Origin of the sequence: Geminocystis sp. CENA526 (assembly GCF_050753365.1) — a bacterium.
In the GTDB taxonomy this organism is placed as follows: Bacteria; Cyanobacteriota; Cyanobacteriia; order Cyanobacteriales; family Cyanobacteriaceae; genus Geminocystis.
In genome coordinates this window covers 89,602-107,497 of the sequence record NZ_JBLZFY010000001.1, presented here as the reverse complement: position 1 = coordinate 107,497, position 17,896 = coordinate 89,602, and the positions used below count along the sequence as shown (strand labels likewise).

14 protein-coding genes are annotated in these 17,896 nt (G+C 34.5%); 8 read left to right on the top strand and 6 right to left on the bottom strand.

Going from position 1 to position 17,896, the window contains the following annotated elements; all coding sequences use genetic code 11:
- The first annotated feature begins 141 nt into the window (after window positions 1-141).
- Both purD and ACN4EE_RS00480 read left to right on the top strand, forming a co-directional pair.
- Window positions 142-1,404, top strand: coding sequence for a phosphoribosylamine--glycine ligase (gene purD / locus ACN4EE_RS00485; RefSeq protein ID WP_431704426.1), 1,263 nt, complete (start codon window positions 142-144; stop codon window positions 1,402-1,404).
- A gap of 573 nt (window positions 1,405-1,977) precedes the next feature.
- A complete protein-coding gene (locus tag ACN4EE_RS00480; protein ID WP_431704425.1) occupies window positions 1,978-3,012 on the top strand; it encodes a J domain-containing protein in 1,035 nt (344 codons plus the stop codon).
- Window positions 3,013-3,493: 481 nt separating this feature from the next.
- Here the strand turns inward: ACN4EE_RS00480 and ACN4EE_RS00475 are convergent, their stop codons facing one another.
- On the bottom strand, window positions 3,494-5,248 hold the full coding sequence (locus ACN4EE_RS00475) for a S8 family peptidase (RefSeq protein ID WP_431704424.1): 1,755 nt from the start codon (window positions 5,246-5,248) through the stop codon (window positions 3,494-3,496).
- A 298-nt stretch (window positions 5,249-5,546) separates the two neighbouring features.
- On the opposite strand from ACN4EE_RS00475, the gene folK reads away from it, so the two are divergent.
- Window positions 5,547-6,038 (top strand): 2-amino-4-hydroxy-6-hydroxymethyldihydropteridine diphosphokinase, encoded by a 492-nt coding sequence (gene folK, locus ACN4EE_RS00470; RefSeq protein WP_431704423.1) that lies wholly within the window; start codon window positions 5,547-5,549, stop codon window positions 6,036-6,038.
- Window positions 6,039-6,051: 13 nt separating this feature from the next.
- Here the strand turns inward: folK and ACN4EE_RS00465 are convergent, their stop codons facing one another.
- The 3 genes from ACN4EE_RS00465 to ACN4EE_RS00455 form a co-directional block, all read right to left on the bottom strand.
- On the bottom strand, window positions 6,052-6,336 hold the full coding sequence (locus ACN4EE_RS00465) for a hypothetical protein (protein ID WP_431704422.1): 285 nt from the start codon (window positions 6,334-6,336) through the stop codon (window positions 6,052-6,054).
- Window positions 6,337-6,438: 102 nt separating this feature from the next.
- The gene (upp, locus tag ACN4EE_RS00460) at window positions 6,439-7,098 is read right to left on the bottom strand and encodes a uracil phosphoribosyltransferase (protein WP_431704421.1); all 660 of its coding nucleotides are present in this window, start codon (window positions 7,096-7,098) and stop codon (window positions 6,439-6,441) included.
- Window positions 7,099-7,170: 72 nt separating this feature from the next.
- Window positions 7,171-7,932, bottom strand: coding sequence for a Coq4 family protein (locus tag ACN4EE_RS00455; protein WP_431704420.1), 762 nt, complete (start codon window positions 7,930-7,932; stop codon window positions 7,171-7,173).
- A gap of 524 nt (window positions 7,933-8,456) precedes the next feature.
- Between ACN4EE_RS00455 and clpB the strand changes: the two genes are divergently transcribed.
- The 4 genes from clpB to ACN4EE_RS00435 all read left to right on the top strand — a co-directional run bounded on the left by clpB (window position 8,457) and on the right by ACN4EE_RS00435 (window position 14,414).
- Window positions 8,457-11,087, top strand: coding sequence for an ATP-dependent chaperone ClpB (gene clpB / locus ACN4EE_RS00450; RefSeq protein WP_431704419.1), 2,631 nt, complete (start codon window positions 8,457-8,459; stop codon window positions 11,085-11,087).
- A gap of 45 nt (window positions 11,088-11,132) precedes the next feature.
- Window positions 11,133-12,467 carry an AAA family ATPase gene (locus ACN4EE_RS00445; RefSeq protein WP_431704418.1) on the top strand — a complete coding sequence of 445 codons (1,335 nt, stop codon included), beginning with the start codon at window positions 11,133-11,135 and terminating at the stop codon, window positions 12,465-12,467.
- Between the two features lie 5 nt (window positions 12,468-12,472).
- Window positions 12,473-12,706, top strand: a complete 234-nt coding sequence (locus tag ACN4EE_RS00440; protein WP_431704417.1) for a hypothetical protein — start codon at window positions 12,473-12,475, stop codon at window positions 12,704-12,706.
- Between the two features lie 364 nt (window positions 12,707-13,070).
- Window positions 13,071-14,414, top strand: a complete 1,344-nt coding sequence (locus ACN4EE_RS00435; RefSeq protein ID WP_431704416.1) for a helix-hairpin-helix domain-containing protein — start codon at window positions 13,071-13,073, stop codon at window positions 14,412-14,414.
- Window positions 14,415-14,565: 151 nt separating this feature from the next.
- On the opposite strand, the gene ACN4EE_RS00430 is transcribed toward ACN4EE_RS00435, so the two are convergent.
- Both ACN4EE_RS00430 and metG read right to left on the bottom strand, forming a co-directional pair.
- Window positions 14,566-15,180 (bottom strand): LabA-like NYN domain-containing protein, encoded by a 615-nt coding sequence (locus ACN4EE_RS00430; RefSeq protein WP_431704415.1) that lies wholly within the window; start codon window positions 15,178-15,180, stop codon window positions 14,566-14,568.
- 237 nt (window positions 15,181-15,417) lie between these two features.
- Window positions 15,418-17,028 (bottom strand): methionine--tRNA ligase, encoded by a 1,611-nt coding sequence (gene metG, locus ACN4EE_RS00425; protein ID WP_431704414.1) that lies wholly within the window; start codon window positions 17,026-17,028, stop codon window positions 15,418-15,420.
- Window positions 17,029-17,141: 113 nt separating this feature from the next.
- Here metG and ACN4EE_RS00420 point away from each other — a divergent pair, with 113 nt between their 5' ends.
- On the top strand, window positions 17,142-17,882 hold the full coding sequence (locus ACN4EE_RS00420; RefSeq protein ID WP_431704413.1) for a precorrin-2 C(20)-methyltransferase: 741 nt from the start codon (window positions 17,142-17,144) through the stop codon (window positions 17,880-17,882).
- The last annotated feature ends 14 nt before the right edge of the window (window positions 17,883-17,896 follow it).

Below are 17,896 nucleotides of genomic sequence, written 5' to 3'. Positions count from 1 at the left end.
TTTATTATGCTAACAGTACTTATTTGATTTATGAAAATTTTAGGAGTGTTGCTGATAACATAATTTTTGATTTGCGATCGATCGTTCACTAGATCACTGTACAATAGATAGCGATATTCATAAAAGGAATTGTTGACGAAAGTGAAAGTTTTAGTTGTTGGTAGCGGTGGTAGAGAACACGCTTTGGCATGGAAATTATTACAATCTAATCAGGTTGAAAAAGTTTTTTGTACTCCGGGTAATGGTGGCACTGCTGTATTAAAAAATTGTGAAAATATCTCGATCGAAGTAGATGATTTTGAGAGTATATTAAAGTTAATTCAAGCAAATTCGATCGAACTGGTGGTAGTAGGACCCGAATTGCCTTTATCATTAGGTATCAGTGATTATTTACAATCCCATAATATCAAGGTTTTTGGACCAAATCAACAGGGCGCAACCATTGAAGCGAGTAAATCATGGGCAAAAGATTTAATGATAGAAGGGGGGATTCCTACCGCTAAATCTGCTACTTTTACCGATAAACAAGAGGCAAAAAATTATATTCGTCAACAAGGCGCACCGATTGTAGTTAAAGCCGATGGCTTGGCGGCAGGAAAAGGTGTCGTGGTAGCAATGGACGAGGAAGAAGCCTTAAACGCTGTGGAGGAACTTTTTACCCAAAACTTTGACAAACTGGTCATAGAGGAGTTTCTAACGGGGCAGGAGGTATCAATTTTAGCTCTGACAGATGGAGTCACAATCCGTCCTTTAATCCCTTCTCAAGATCACAAACAAATCGGAGAAGGTGACACGGGAGCAAATACTGGCGGTATGGGAGTTTATGCCCCAACCCCTATCGTGGATTCGATTTTGCTCGATCGAATTACTAAAGAAATTTTAGAACCAACCTTACACACATTACAAAAACGAGGTATCGACTATCGGGGGGTATTATACGCAGGATTGATGATTACTCCTGAAGGTGAACCTAAAACTTTGGAGTTTAATTGTCGTTTTGGCGATCCAGAAACTCAAGCAGTATTACCCATGTTAAAAACTTCTTTAGTAGATATATTATTAGCTTGTACTCAACAAAAATTAGCTGATTTACCGCCCTTTGAATGGCATGACGGTAGTGCTGTTTGTGTGGTGATGGCTGCGGGGGGTTATCCTGCTAGTTATGAAAAAGGGAAAGTAATTACAGGTATTGCTGATGCTGAAGCCCTCGGAGCGACTGTGTTTCATGCAGGTACTAAATTATTAGGTGATGATATTGTTACCGATGGTGGTAGAGTTTTAGGGGTAACTTGTATTTCTGAAGATTTCAAGAGTTCGATCGAAGCCACCTATAACGCCGTCCAGAAAATTCATTTTGAGAATATGTACTATCGCCGAGACATCGGGCATCGAATTAAGAATTAAGAATTAAGAATTAAGAATTAAGAATTAAGAATTAAAGGTGTCAATCAATAGCACGCCGTGTAATGAATTACACGTCTAATAGTTTTTCGTTCAATAAATTGAACTTTAAATCTGTACTTTAGACTAAATGAAAAATTACACTACCAGTAGTGTATCTAAACGATAAGTTGTGGCTTAAAAACGCTACCTATAACATTAGTCTAAAGTAGAATTAAATTTTTCAAGGGGTTAATATTATTCATTATTCATTATCCATTATTCATTACTCATTACTCATTACTCCCTCTTAACCAAAAATTTGAAAATGAAACAGCTCTGTGATAAGAGGGGGAAACTCACAAGGGTAGATTTTTTACAATCAGATTCTGGTGAAGGTGCAGACTTGCGAAGACAAGGTAGGAAAGTCGAATAGGAGGAAAGAATTAATAGTATTCAAGAAGTATTAAGAGCAAGAGGAGGCTATGGTTTATAATACCATTAGATGTAAAGTGATCAATTATTTTGAATAGAAAATATTTTGCTGTGAAAATTTAACTATAATTTAATTATTTGGGAGAGAGTAACGTTATTATTATGATGATTTCTGATTTAAAACACGGTTTATTCAAGTACGATGTGAAAGATTATTACGCCATTTTAGGAGTACCCGTTTCTGCAACGCCGAAAGAGATTAGATTGCGTTATCTCAAAATTGCTTATCAGCTTCACCCCGACACGAATCGTGCTGAAACAGAAGCCGACAAGAAAAAAGCTAGTACCATTCTTTCTAAATTGGTGAATCCTGCCTATGAGAATTTGTATAAAGATAATTTACGCAAAGAGTGTCAACTGATTTTTTCCGAAGTAGCTCGTAGATTAGCGACAGATCAGTATAAAATTACTATTGGGAGTGAAACAGGCAAAAAACTATTACAGGAAGAAAAAAATATAGATAAGATATATCTCGATACCCTTGAAAAACTAGCACCTGAGCAATATTTAGATTTAGACAAATTAGCTATCAAAATTGGGTTGATAAGTGAACTTAATATGGTTTATTTGATGCGTCAAAAAAATCCTAATTTTAATAAAGGTGCATCCAGTCAACCTCAAGCTAGTCAACCTCAAATAGTGATGAGTGAGGGTGCTATCAGTCAATCTCCCACTCCCAACTCTTCCGTAAATAACAATCCACCTGTTTCGGATAATCCTCCCAAAGTAACGGTTTCTCGTCTTGATAAATTGATTGAATCCGCTAAACAACACGCCGAAAATGATAATTATGAGCAAGGGATTATTGATTTAAGGGAAGCCGTAAAAATTGATCCTAATAGTAGTACTGCTCATGCACTACTAGGTTCTTTGTATCTCAAACAAAATAACGCTACCTATGCCAAAATTCATATAAACAAAGCCATGACTCTCAATGGGAATGATCCTATTGCTATTCAAGCACAAAAAGAACTTAAAGAGTTAGGCAAAAAAGATAAAGGCGGAAGCACTACGGCAAAAACTGCCAAAGCAAGTGGTAAACCTGCGGATAAATCGAAAGATAAGGGTAAAGACAAATCTAAATCTAAGGATGGCAAAAAAGAAGCCCCTAAAATTTTTGGTATTCCTTTATGGTAAGTTACGAAGTATCTAAGTTTATCGGAAGTAATTAGGGTTTGCTGAAAAAGTATTTTGGATGGGGAAGGGTTGAACTATTTTCAACCCCTACAGTCTTTTTAAGTTAGGAATGAGGATTTAGGGTTTGCTGAATAAATCAAAAGGTTATTAAAATCAATGCTTTAGGCACACTATATTCATAAAAAAGTGCGAATTTTTGGCAATTTTTACTCAAAAACAGGGCATTTTAAATCTGATTATTCACAATACACCTGTGTATTTGTTGAAGAGATAACGCTTCAACACCTTGATTTTTCATTCTTTAACCTAACACCTGATACCTGATACCTGATACCTGATACCTGATACCTACCCTCATCAAAATACTTTTTCAGCACCCCCGATTTAATAAAATAGTCAATTTACGCACTTGTACCAAAAACCGAGAGATGGAGATTCAGTGGCACAAGCTGATATGCCTGTATTAACAAATTGAAGTATATTAATATTGATTCTCGATCGATTTACTCGCAATTTGCGCTAAATAGAAACAAAGAATAGCATTAACTAACAAGAAAATTTGAGAAGCTAAACCATAACCAAAACCCCATACTAAGGGATTAGTAAAGGCAGTAATGGTTAAACAAGAGGCGACTCCTAAAGTAAGTCCGATCGAAACCCATTTTAAGATAGGATGACTAAGGAATAAGACGATTAAAATAACAGGAATCAAGGCACTAGCAAAGAGAGGATTTAAGCTAGTTGTACCCATTACCACATTACCTAATTCTGGCACAGAACTACCCATTAAACGAAAAGGCCATTGAGGCAAATCGAAGATATATAATCCTTGTAGGAAAAATAAACCACTGCTTCCCGTAACTAAACCCGTGGCTAAACTGAGGTTAAAGGTAAGATAGTTGCGTAAAAACCACGCTAATAAATATGAACCTAAAACCATACCCAATTTAGGTAATAAGGTAATTGTGCCACCGTCTAACCAAAAGCCGGGGTTTAAGTAACCACTATTTTTAAGCCATCTTAAGAAGTCTCTGGGGGTGATTTTGCCTTTGAGGGCTAATTTTACCGCTTGTCCTGCATCTAACTGTCCTGCGCCATAATGATTTAATGGGTCTTTTTCGATTTTACGAGCAGATTTGATTAAAATTTCCCTCACTTCGTCGGGATTTTCCACACCAGTGGCTTTAACTAATGCCGCTACCCCTGCAACGTGGGGAGAAGCCATACTTGTACCCTGAAAACCCATGAAACTAGGTTGATTATCAATGATGGTTTCCTGTAAAATTTTGCCTGTTTCACTACCTCCGGGGGCGCTAATATCCACTCCTGCACCGAAATTAGAATAGGGTGCTTTATTACCTACGGAATCGGTAGCTGAAACGCTTATTACTTGGGGATAACGCGCTGGAAATGAGGCACTATTGCGATTTTCATTACCTGCGGCGGCGATAATAACTACTCCTTTATCATGGGCGTATGTAAGGGCATCTCGCATTAATTGGCTATCTCCTCCTCCCCCTAAACTCATATTGATAACATCGGCTTTGTTATCTGTGGCAAATTTAATAGCCTCGGCTATATCTGCAACTGTACCTCCATTTACTCCTAATACTTTTAAGGGCATGATTTTTGCTTTATAGGCAATTCCAGCAACTCCATAACCGTTATTGGTGGATTGAGCGATCGTACCTGCAACATGAGTACCATGTCCTACATCGTCATAAACATCGGTTTTATTGTTAACAAAATCATAACCTTCCACAAACTCGGTTTGTTCTAAATCGGGTACTTTTGTTACTCCTGTATCGATGACAGCAACGGTGACACCTTCTCCTTTGGTTTCATCCCACGCTTGTTCTACATTGATACTGCGTAAATTCCATTGTTGAGTATATTGGGGATCGTTGGGGGTTTCTAAACTATGATAGATATAGTTAGGCTCAATATATTCTATGGATTTTTTGAGGTTCGATCGAGCTATTTTTTTGAGGGTATTTTTATCTCCTTCTACAATATAAACCCTTTCGGGTTCTGAAAAAATGCTATTTAGTATCGGTATTTCTTGCACTTTGGCGGCGATCGAACTGAGATTTTCTTCTAAGATATTAGTGGGAATATCCTGACGAAAGTTGATGATGATAGAGTTAAATTCCCCTTTGGTGGTTAACCCTTTGAAGGTGAATAAGGCAAACCCTAAACCGATTAAAAAGACACAGACAAGAAATAGTTTTTTCATAATGTTACTCAAGCTCGATCAAATTTCTATTTTATTCTAGCTCGATCGAACTTTTTTCAGAGTCAAAATTAGCTTAAAATAAAATTAACTTTTGCCATTTGCCTTTTGCCTACCTCCACCAATAATTTATCATACTCAAAGTCGAAGACCCATAATCATTGAGTATTTTACCATGAGTACAGTAACAGATAATGACTTAACATAGAAACAAAGTCAAAATTTCATTCTTGAATGTGCGTAAATAAAAATAAAATTGGGTTGAAATTTTTATAAAAAAGTTCAGATAGATTAAGTAAGTATGAATAGTTCGATCGAGCTTAACACAGATAACAATTATTGTGCCATCGCATTGGGAAGTAACTTAGGAGATAGTTTAAAGATTCTCAATGACACTGTTAACACGTTAGCAAATAGTGAAGGAATTGAGGTTATTTTGCGTTCTACATGGCATAAAACTAAGCCCATGGGTCCTGTTCAGCCTGATTATTTAAACGGTTGTATCGTCATTAAAACCAGCTATTCTCCCCATGAATTATTAAAGTATTTAGGCTCGATCGAATTAGAATTTGGGAGGGAGAGGAAAGAAAGATGGGGGGCGAGAACTTTAGATTTAGATATAATTCTCTATAATGATTTAGTAATCAAAACTGATGACTTAGAAATCCCTCATCCGAGAATGAGAGAAAGATTGTTTGTATTAATGCCATTGACAGAGATAGCATCTCAATGGATTGATCCCATAAGTGAATTAAGGATAAATCAACTTTTAGATTTATGTTTACAACAATAATTTTTATAGTTTTTTACTCGATAATTCCTTTTTCAGCATTTCTAATGAGGGAAACTTTTACTTCATCAATAGCATGATTTAACTGATTAATTTTTTCTTCTAAACTCATTCTAGTTTCCTCCATTTGATCATCATCAAAAGTAGAATATTTAGGATTTTTTACATTCATTTCATCATCCCAATTATTCTTCTTATCATTATTTTTATTGGCTATTACTGTACCAATTATACCACCGACTACACCGCCAATAATTGTACCTAGTATAAAACCACTGCCGAAATTATCTTTTTCACTCATAATTTTTATTTATTTTAAGATGTTAATCATTGATTGTTTAATTATAGGATGTATGTTGTTTGACTCAAAAACAAGTCTTTTGCGAGAAATATAATAATTCTCTTAATCATCTAATGTACCAAAAGCTCGATCGCCCGCATCACCTAAACCGGGTACAATATAACCAACATCGTTGACTTGTTCATCAATCATGGCGGTATAGATAGTTAAGCTAGGATAGTTAGCGCTTAATTTCTGTAAGGCTGGAGGCGCACTCACCACCGAAACGATACGGGTTAAGTCTGGATTGCCACCCCGTTTAACAATTTCTTCCATTGCTAACATAATAGAGCCTCCCGTTGCTAACATCGGATCTAAGATTAAAATACGAGTATCAGCTTCAAATTGTTTTGGTAATTTATTGAGATAACAACTTGCCTCTAAGGTTTCTTCGTTTCTGACTATGCCTAAGTGATAGGTTTTGGCTAAGGGTAATAGAGTTTGACTTCCTTCCCAAAGGGTTAAACCTGCTCGTAAAATAGGGATAGTGACGATCGAACTTTGAGGATTAATAAAAGTAGCAGAAGCTATACTTAAGGGGGTTTCGATTTGAGTGTCGAGGGTAGGCAACCATTCTCTAATTGTCTCATAGGTTAACCAACGTCCCAATTCCACCATAGCGGTTTTAAAAAGAGTTGGTGGAGTATTTTTATCTCTTGCGACTCCTAACCAATGTTTAATTAAAGGATGAGGGGGTACAAAAATTTTTAACTGCGGAGGCATTAACTTTTATCCTTTGGTGTCATAATAAATTCTCTAACGATTGTACATCGATCGAGGCTTTCTAGCTGACCATTAAGCGATCGCATCTTGTAATTGAGGATTACTATACCAACTATAAGCCCCCGTAGTAGCAGGAATTATAGCAAGTTCTTTTCGTACCTCATCTAAAGGATGTTCAAAATATTCCTCCCATTTAATCGGAAATAAAGGTTTTGCAGACTCCCCCATTTCTAAACCTTGAGATATTAACTTAAATTTATAACCTAAAGTTTTAATTTGATCTTCGGGTAAAGAGGTTTCAGAGATTAATTTATCAGACGCAAAAAAACTAATTAATAAAGATAATAAATCAATAAACAAAAAACCGGGGAAACGACTTTGGGCAACGGTGACAGAAATTACGCCTAATTCCCCAAAATTATTGAGACTAAATCCTGTTAAAATATGGTGAATATCGTGGGTTTTAAAGACTCGAAAATTGACATATTCTTCATCGCTCATTTCTGGTTTTGCAGAGGGATAAAATTGAGGATCGTAACCCATTGTACTCATTACTTTAGCATAAGTCCAACCAAGAGAATGTTTCGGCATAGCTAACATTGCATCTAAATCGTAGGGTAAACCAATATATCTTTCCTTAACTATTTCTGCTGAATTGGAGTCATTCATTACCGCCCTGACACACAATTCCATCGGTTTTGTGCCTAAAAATCGATCACTTACTTTAAAAGCACTACTAACATCTTGCACAGCACCTCCAGCAATTTTTACCAAATCAGCAAACTTCGCTAAATTTTCGGAGGATGTTATCTCGTTAATATAGTTAAAAGACATGATTCAACTTTGTAAAATTATTAGTCAAATTCTAACAATTTATCTGCCCTATAAATATTAAGATTTGTGGTTCTTCTACTTTGAGTATGGTAAATTATTGATGAAGGTAGGCAAAAGGCTTTGGGGCAAAGGCAATAGAGAATTTCAAAATTAATAGTTTATAAAAATTAAATTTTTATTTTGCTGTAAATCTTATTAAGTAATCACTAAAGAGTTTATTTTCTATTTATTTATCATAACTACTGTAGAAGAGCCTAAAATTTTAGGTGATGTAAAGGTGTCAGGTGTTAGCTCTTAGGTATTAGGTATTAGGTTAAAGAATTGATTAAAAATATATCTTAATTGATTTTTTTGTTTTCAATTCTTGGATTAAATAACATAATCTGCTAAACATTAAACCTGCTATCTGAAACCTACTTCAGTGGGTTATTCTTACATCGAACGGAGGTAGTTTGAGGCTAAATTAATGACATTTTGTTAAAAAAGATTAATAATTGATACAGATAACCAATAGATGAGATAAAATGCAGCCAACCGATCCAAATAAGTTTACTGAAATTGCTTGGGATGCCATTGTGCGATCGCAAGATATTTGTAAGGAGTTAAAAAATCAAAACTTAGAAGTTGAACACTTAATACTTGCCTTATTAGAAGAAAATACGATCGCCACAAAAATTTTTAGTCAAGCTAATATTGATATAAACCTTTTAAATAAGCAGTTACAGACATTTGCCACTCGTCAACCGAGAATGTTTAGTGTTAATCAGCTATATCTTGGGCGTAGTTTAGATTCTATGTTGGATAGAGCAGAAATTTGTCGAGAAAGTTGGCAGGATGAATTTATCGGTATTTCTCATTTATTAGTCGCCTTTTCTGATGATCAACGTATAGGCAAAAAAACTCTTAAAAGTTTCAATATCGATCCTCAAGATTTTCAAATCAAAGTCAAAGATTTTAAGCTCAAAATTGAGAAAGAAGAAGCAAACACGAGTGAACCAGAGGAAACTACCAAAAAAGAACCTCCTTTAACTAAATTTGGACGAGATTTGACTGAAGAAGCCAAAGACGGCAAACTTGATCCTGTTATTGGTAGGGATGATGAAGTTAGGCGCGTTATTCAAGTACTTTCACGTCGATCGAAGAATAATCCTGTACTAATCGGTGAACCCGGGGTAGGTAAAACCGCTATTGCTGAAGGTTTAGCCCAAAGAATTGTTAATGGAGATGTGCCAGAATCCTTGAAAAACCGTCAATTAATTTCCCTTGATATGGGCAGTTTAATCGCTGGTGCTAAATATCGAGGACAATTTGAGGAGAGACTTCGATCGGTATTAAAAGAGGTTATTAACTCCGATGGACAAATCATTTTATTTATTGACGAACTTCATACTGTAGTGGGTGCAGGTTCAAGGGAAGGAGGGGCAATGGATGCAGGAAACCTCTTAAAACCTTTACTAGCAAGGGGAGAATTGCGTTGTATCGGGGCGAGTACCCTTGATGAATACCGTAAACATATTGAAAAAGACCCTGCTCTTGAAAGACGTTTCCAACAAGTGTATATTAAACAACCTAGTGTCGAAGATACCATCTCCATTTTACGGGGTTTAAAAGAGCGTTATGAAGTCCATCACGGGGTGAAAATTACTGATTCTGCCTTGATTGCGGCGGCTACTTTATCTCATCGCTATATCACAGGTAGATTTTTGCCTGATAAAGCCATTGATTTAGTGGATGAAGCGGCGGCTAAGTTGAAAATGGAAATCACCTCAAAGCCTGTAGAATTGGAAGTACTCGATCGACGTTTGATGCAATTGCAAATGGAGCAGTTATCATTACAAGGAGAGGAAAAAAATGATAAATCTGCACAGGATAACCTAGAGCGCATCACTGCCGAAATAGATGATTTACAGATCAAACAACGGGAATTATCCTCTCAATGGCTCATCGAAAAAGAATTATTAGACGAAATTCATGCCTTGAAAGAGGAAGAAAAAGAGCTAAGATTACAAGTTGAACAAGCTGAAAGAGCCTATGATTTAAACACGGCGGCACAGTTAAAATATGGCAAGTTAGAGACATTACAGCACGATATTGAGAGTAAAGAAGCGAAATTGCTCGAAATTCAATCTCAGGAAAACGCTATGCTGAGGGAAGATGTCACCGAGTCAGATATTGCCGAAATTGTGGCAGGATGGACTGGAATACCTGTTAATCGTCTTTTGGAAACCGAGAGACAAAAATTATTACAATTAGAATCTCATCTGCACGATCGAGTCATCGGACAAAATGAAGCCGTAGCCATCGTTTCTGCCGCCATACGCAGGGCTAGAGCAGGAATGAAAGATCCCAGTCGTCCTATTGGTTCATTCCTGTTTATGGGTCCTACAGGGGTGGGAAAAACCGAATTAGCAAGGGCTTTAGCCGCCTTTTTATTCGACTCCGAAGACGCTATGATCAGAATCGATATGTCTGAATACATGGAAAAACACGCAGTGTCAAGGTTAATTGGTGCGCCCCCCGGTTATGTAGGTTACGAAGAAGGAGGGCAATTATCGGAAGCCATACGCCGTCGCCCCTATTCCGTTGTCTTACTTGATGAGGTAGAAAAGGCTCATCGTGACGTGTTTAACATCCTTCTGCAAGTGTTAGACGATGGTAGAATTACCGACAGTCAAGGGCGTGTTGTGGATTTTCGCAATACGATTATTGTAATGACTTCTAATATCGGTAGTGAGTATATTTTGAAGTTGGCAGGGGATGATAAAAATTACGAAGCCATGAAAGATAAAGTTTTACTGGCGTTGAATAAGCATTTTCGTCCTGAATTTCTCAATCGTATCGATGATTTAATTATATTTCACGGACTCAAGAAAGAGGAATTACGCAATATTGTTAGTTTACAGCTTGTGAGGTTAGAAAAACTACTGGCAGAACAAAATATTTCGATCGAGCTTACTCCCGAAGCACAAGACTATATTGTGGAGGTAGGTTATGATCCTACTTATGGTGCACGTCCGTTAAAACGAGCAATTCAGAGGGAAATTGAGAATCCTCTTGCCACAAAAATCCTTGAAAATACTTTCACAGAAGGGGATAAAGTAATGGTAACACTGGAGGTCGATCGACTGGTGTTTAATAAGAGTTTAGATGGTTAAAATTAATCACATCTAAGGTAATTTTTATGACATCAAAATAGTTATATGAAAATAAAAATCAAAAATCTGGGCATTTTGAAACAAGGAGAATTTACTTTAGGTGATTTAACTATTATTTGTGGTAAAAATAATACTGGAAAAACCTATGTAACCTATTCATTATTTGGATTTTTAAATTTTTGGAATAATATTATTAATTGTGAAATAGAACAAAATAATATCCAGAAATTATTATCAGAAGGAATAGTTCAAATAAATTTACAACAATATTTAGAAAATAGTCAACAGATTATTGAAGATGGATGCCGTAAATATATTGAATTATTACCCTTCGTTTTTTCTTCTCCTGAAAATAGCTTTAAAAATACCACTTTTTCTGTTGATATAGATTTAGCACAAAATAAACTAAATCAAAAATATGAAGAATTTATTGGTTCAACAAATAAGCAAATATTTTCTTTAGAAAAAAAAGAAGATTCTCCAGAATTATTGATTACTTTATTATCGGAAGATAAGGAAATAGAAATTTCAGAAAATGTTATTAAAAAAATTATTTCATCTACTATTAAACATATAGTTTTTGCTCAATTTTTTCCTAATTCTTTTATTGTTAGTGCCGAAAGAACAGGTACTGCAATTTTCCGACAAGAGTTAGAAACTCCTCGTATTTTATTACATGAAACAAGAACAATTAAATATCCTTTAGCAGTGAAAAAAAATCTTGAGTTTATCAAAGAACTTGATATTATTGTTAAACAAAATAGTTTTATTATCAAAGAATATCCTGAGATACTAAATGATTTTACTAATATTATTGGCGGTATTTATAATCTTGATAAAAATGATCAAATTTATTTTATTCCTACAGGAAAAAAAATTAAGTTATCTATGGATGAAAGTTCTAGTGCTGTAAGATCATTATTAGATTTAGGTTTTTATCTTAAACACATAGCAAAAAAAGGAGATTTGTTAATAATTGATGAACCTGAATTAAACTTACACCCAGAAAATCAACGTTTAATTGCTAGACTTTTAGCTAGATTAATTAACTTAGATATTAAAGTGTTAATTACTACTCACAGTGATTATATTATTAAAGAATTAAATACTCTAATAATGTTAAATCAAGATAAACCTTATTTACAAGAAATTGCTTTGCGTGAAGGTTATCGAAAAGAAGAATTATTATGTCCAAATCAACTAAAAGTTTATATAGCCAAAGAAGATTTAATGGTTTTAGATAATCGTCAACGGCGCACTCGTTGTCAGACTTTAGTAGAAGCCGATATAACTCCCAATTTAGGTATTGAAGTTAGCAGTTTTGATGATACGATCGAAACCATGAATCGTATTCAGGATGAGATTATTTGGGGGGGATAATTCCAGTGTATAATTCAGATGATCTTCAAATTCTTGATGAAATGATTAATGATCATAGTAAAATTAGTTTACTTACTAATAATCAGAAAAAAGAGGTTATTTTAACAGAAATTGAAGGAGATGAATATAAAGCAAACACCCAAAAAACTAATGATGTAGATAAATTTAATGATGACATGGAAAAACTAACAAAGGGATTAGAAAAATTTTGTCAAGGGTGGGGTGATTGGGGGAAATAATAATCTTCAATAGATAAGCTAAAACTTTTGTAGTTTTTATTTTTCAAAGAATGTAGGTTGGGTTAAACGACGTGCAACCCAACAATAGTCAGCAGAAAAAATCATTTTTTATTAAATCTGCAATATTCATAATTAGCAATTTGAGTCATAGTTTTGTTTATTGAAACTCATTAAAAAGTATTATATCCGAATTAAAGTAAAAATGTTTATTAATTTACCAACTTAGGTTCGATCGAACTTATTTATCATAAAATAGTATCAAAAGAGTTAAAAATTATGAGAAAAACAAATGGAATTAAAAACTTCAATGAAAATTTTAATATAATAAAGTTTTTTTCAATAATAAATTTATGGGAATAACAATATGGTAAAAATATTAAAAAGACGATCGATTTCCTCACAGCAAGTATATGATATTGGGGTAGAAAAAGATCATAATTTTTTGTTAGCAAATGGTTTAGTTGCTTCCAATTGTTTTAATAAATCTCACTCTACTGCTTATGCTTATGTCACCTATCAAACGGCATATTTAAAAGCCAATTATCCTGTCGAATATATGTCAGCGTTGCTGACTGCTAGTAGTGATAGTCAAGAAAAAATTGAAAAATATCGAGAAAATTGTTTAAAAATTGGGATTGATGTCAAACCACCTAATATTAATTATTCCCAGAAAGAATTTACCCCCCAAGACAAAGATATTATTTTTGGTTTTTCAGCAGTCAAAAATTTAGGTGAAGGTGCGATAGATAATATCTTAGAAGCGAGGGAAAAAGCTGGAGGAAAATTTACAGATTTTGCTGATTTTATGAGTAAAATTAACTTAAAAACAGTGAATCGCCGAGCCTTAGAAACCTTGATTTATGCGGGGGCATTTGATAGCATTCATGCTAACCGCCGTCAATTAATAGAAGGTTTAGACTTACTGATTAATTGGGCGCAAAAAAGACTAAAAGAAAAAGAAACTGGGCAATTAAATGTGTTTGATTTAATGTTAGGAAATACATCCGAATCCTCCTCAGAAATAAAATATGAAAATGCTCCCCAATTACCAAAAATAGAAGATTTTACGCCCCAAGAAAAACTCAAATCAGAAAAAGAACACTTGGGATTTTATGTTTCTGAACATCCTTTAAAACCTTTTAAAGAATCAGCTAAATTTTTAAATCCTGTGAATCTGAGTGATTTATCTGAACAAAAATCTCGCACCAAAATTTGTGTTGTTGCTATGTTAACTACTATCAAAAAACATATTGATAAAAATAATAATAATATGGCTTTTTTGACTTTAGAAGATATTTCTGGACAAGCTGATGGTGTTGTTTTTGCTAGTAATTATGAGCAGGTAAAAGATAATTTAATTGAAGATACTCCTTTACTTATTTGGGGTAAAGCAGATAATAAAGGCGACAAATCACAAATTATTATTAATCAAATTAATAAAATGGAAAATATCCAAACAGTATATATTAAATTAAGTCCAGAACAAGCAATTAATCCTCAAATTCAGGGCAAATTAAAGAGTATTTTACAAGAACAATCTGGCGATAAAAATGAAGCGGTAATTCCAATTATGGCGATCATAGATAGTCTAAATGAAAGAATTTTTGTTCGTTTTGGAGATAATTATTGGGTACAAAATGCAGATAATACTGTAGAATCCTTAGAAAATGCAGGGTTTCTTGCTTATCTTGAAAGAGTAAAGAATTAAGAATTAAGAATTAAGAAAGGCAACAGGCACTCATGCAACAATTACTCCCTAATACCCCAATACCCTAATACCCAATTTTCTGCCTCTCTTTTTCACTATACACTATTCACTATTACTGAACTTCATCAAAAGCCTATGAGGCAACCCCTAATTAGATGAAATCAGAAGGATCACGGGGTTCAATAAGATGATAAGGGGAAAAACCATCATAGGTAGAGTTTGATTTTCGGGTTTTTTGTATATCTTCTCGAATTTGATCTAAGTCAATATATCGATCGGCTACATTAATTAAACTATCACTGGTCATCGATCGTAAACTGACAACTTCAATTCTCGCACCCCGATAACTGACTGCATCCACAGCATAGGCTAAATCACCATCTCCGCTTACTAATACTGCTGTATCATAAGAACCGACTAAAGCCATTAAATCCACCGCAATTTCTACGTCTAAATTGGCTTTTTTTGAGCCATCGGGTAATTGTACCAAATCTTTGGAGATGACTCGATAGCCATTCCTTCGCATCCATAGTAAAAAACCTTGTTGTTTTTCGTTAGTTCGATCGACACCCGTATAAAAGAATGCCCTGAGCAATTTTGCACCAGCAGTCAAACGATATAAAAGTTTAGTGTAATCGATTTCCACCCCTAATTGTAAAGCCGCATAAAATAAGTTTGAACCATCAATAAAAATGGCGACTCTACCCCTATTTTCCAAGACTTGTTCAGGGGGAAAAACGGGATCACTATCAAAATTATCCCACATTGTTTTATCTTTATTTTTGAGTTAAATATATAAAAAAATAGTTATGTAAAAAGAGATTAAAATTAAACTTTTAAAAAATCAAAACGTAACAATTATTAAATTTAGTTTTATATACAATTAATATAGCAAATCTAAATTATTAGTGATCATTAAATTTTTATTAATTAAACTATAAGCTAAATCCATTAATGCCATAGAAAATTCTTATATAATCAAAACAATTTAGACAGCAATATATTAACTTTCTGTAGTTGGTAATTCCAATTTTACAAATACTGGAAAAGGCTTAGGTAAGTCTTGATTTAAGGGTAAAATACCCCATTCAAAATGACCTCGATCGAACTCCGTATTTACACCTAAATCTTTGTTATTAAAATCAAAATCAAAGCCTAATTGATGGTAAATTTTATTGCTAATATTAGGAATGATTGGGGCTAACACAAAAGCAGAAAATCTGACGGATTCTAAAACCGTATATAAGATTTTTTCCACTTCCTTTTGTTCTCCTTTTTTGAATAAACTCCAAGGCGCACTTTCATCAATATATTTATTGCAACTACGCACTAAATTTAATGCCGATTCGCACACCCCATTAAATTGATAGAGTTTATAACCTTCAAAAAGATTTGACTTTAAAGTCTCTCCCATGCGCTTAGGAATATTCTCATTACTAATATCATTTCCTGTTATGGGTGGCAAAATACCACCACAGTATTTATTCAGCATCCCTAAACTGCGATTAAGTAAATTTCCTAAGTCATTTGCTAAATCTGCATTGATAATATTCACAAAACGGATTTCATTGAAGTCGCCATCTTTACCAAATTCAATTTCTTTGAGAAAATAGTAACGTACGGCATCAGAACCGTATTGATCTAGTAAAGCTATCGGGTCAAGGGTATTTCCTAAACTCTTGCCCATTTTCTGCCCGTCTTTGGTTAAAAATCCATGACCAAATACCTGTTTGGGTAAAGGAAGTTTTGCCGACATCAGCATTGCGGGCCAATAAATAGCATGAAAACGCAGAATATCTTTTCCGATCAGGTGTAAATCGAAGGGATACCATTTTTTTACAGCATTTTCGATCGAGGGTTCGTCATTTTCGTCTAACAAGGCGGTAACATAACCTAATAACGCATCAAACCAGACATATATAGTATGATTGGGATCGTTGGGAATGGGAAAACCCCAAGAAACATTAATCCTAGAGATAGAAAAGTCTTGTAAACCCTGTTTAACAAAATTTAATACCTCATTACGTCTCGATTCAGGTTGAATAAACTCAGGATAAGAGTTATAAAATTCTTCCAACTGCTGTTGATACCGAGAAAGACGAAAGAAGTAGTTTTGTTCATCTCTCCATTCGGCTTTTAAGTTAGTATGAATGGGGCAACTACCATCTTCAAGAAGTTCTCTTTTTTCTTTAAATTCCTCACAGGCGACACAATACCATCCTTGTTGTTGATCTAAATATATATCACCTTTGTCCCATACTCTTTGAAAAAAGTCTTTGACTATGGCTTCATGGTTTTTTGCTGTGGTACGACTGAATCGATCGAACTGAATATTAAGTTTTGTCCATAGTTGAGCGAAACTATCAGCAATTCGATCGCAGTGCAATTGAGGATCAACTCCTGATTCTTCGGCAGTACGTTGAATTTTTTGTCCATGTTCATCTGTACCAGTGACAAAGAGAACATCATCACCACAAAGGCGATGCCAACGGGCGATCACATCTGCAATCATAGTTGTATAGGCACTTCCGATATGGGGAAGACCGTTAACATAATATAAAGGAGTAGTTAAAGCAAAAGTGTTTTTTGAACTAGAGTTATTAAAACTATTCATTTAAAGGTGAAATTGTAAATAGAGTAAAAAAAATGTTATATTTAATTTTCTTATAATCTATTAATTGTAAACCTTTTCTCATTTTTTAGCTTTTTTTAACTTTTCTTAAATTTATGCCCCATAAAATAGGTACTCTATACGGTGTCAGTGTGGGTACTGGTGATCCAGAATTAATCACCATCAAGGCTTTAAAAATTATACAGCAAACTAAAATTATTGCTTTTCCTGCTGGAATTAATGGCGGGTTAGGGGTAGCACAAAGAATAATTCAATCTTATTTACAACCTCATCATCACACATTACCTTTATCTTTCCCCTATACTTTCTCTGAGGAAATCTTGACTCAAGCATGGCATAAGGTAAGTTTACAGGTGTGGGAATATCTCAAAAATGGAGAAGATGTGGCTTTTGCTTGTGAAGGAGATATAAGTTTTTTTAGTACCTTTACTTATTTAGCTTTAACGATCGAAAAATTATATCCTGATGTAAAAATCGAACGAGTTGGGGGGGTTTCTTCTCCTATGGCGGTGGCTTCGGCTTTGGGATTGCCTTTGACGATGCAAGGGGAAAATTTGATTGTTTTACCTACTGTTTATTCTCTCAAACAATTCGAGGAGGCTTTGGATTGGGGGGATGTCATTGTCTTAATGAAGGTGGCTTCTGTTTATGATCAAGTATGGCAAATTTTAGCACAAAGAAACCTGCTCGATCGAGCTTATATTGTGGAAAAAGCCACTACCGATGAAGAGAAAGTTTATCATGGTTTACGTCATTATCCTAAACTAAAATTAAGTTATTTTTCGATCGTAATTATTTTTGTTAATCGTCCAATAAAATCTGAAAACTATGGATAGAATATGCTTGTACT

Coding starts and splice junctions, on each gene's coding strand:
- ACN4EE_RS00430 (WP_431704415.1), bottom strand. CDS start 15,180: ATGTGGGATAATTTTGATAGTGATCCCGTTTTTCCCCCTGAACAAGTC.
- ACN4EE_RS00480 (WP_431704425.1), top strand. CDS start 1,978: ATGATGATTTCTGATTTAAAACACGGTTTATTCAAGTACGATGTGAAA.
- metG (WP_431704414.1), bottom strand. CDS start 17,028: ATGAATAGTTTTAATAACTCTAGTTCAAAAAACACTTTTGCTTTAACT.
- upp (WP_431704421.1), bottom strand. CDS start 7,098: ATGCCTCCGCAGTTAAAAATTTTTGTACCCCCTCATCCTTTAATTAAA.
- folK (WP_431704423.1), top strand. CDS start 5,547: ATGAATAGTTCGATCGAGCTTAACACAGATAACAATTATTGTGCCATC.
- ACN4EE_RS00455 (WP_431704420.1), bottom strand. CDS start 7,932: ATGTCTTTTAACTATATTAACGAGATAACATCCTCCGAAAATTTAGCG.
- clpB (WP_431704419.1), top strand. CDS start 8,457: ATGCAGCCAACCGATCCAAATAAGTTTACTGAAATTGCTTGGGATGCC.
- ACN4EE_RS00435 (WP_431704416.1), top strand. CDS start 13,071: ATGGTAAAAATATTAAAAAGACGATCGATTTCCTCACAGCAAGTATAT.
- ACN4EE_RS00475 (WP_431704424.1), bottom strand. CDS start 5,248: ATGAAAAAACTATTTCTTGTCTGTGTCTTTTTAATCGGTTTAGGGTTT.
- ACN4EE_RS00465 (WP_431704422.1), bottom strand. CDS start 6,336: ATGAGTGAAAAAGATAATTTCGGCAGTGGTTTTATACTAGGTACAATT.
- ACN4EE_RS00445 (WP_431704418.1), top strand. CDS start 11,133: ATGAAAATAAAAATCAAAAATCTGGGCATTTTGAAACAAGGAGAATTT.
- ACN4EE_RS00420 (WP_431704413.1), top strand. CDS start 17,142: ATGCCCCATAAAATAGGTACTCTATACGGTGTCAGTGTGGGTACTGGT.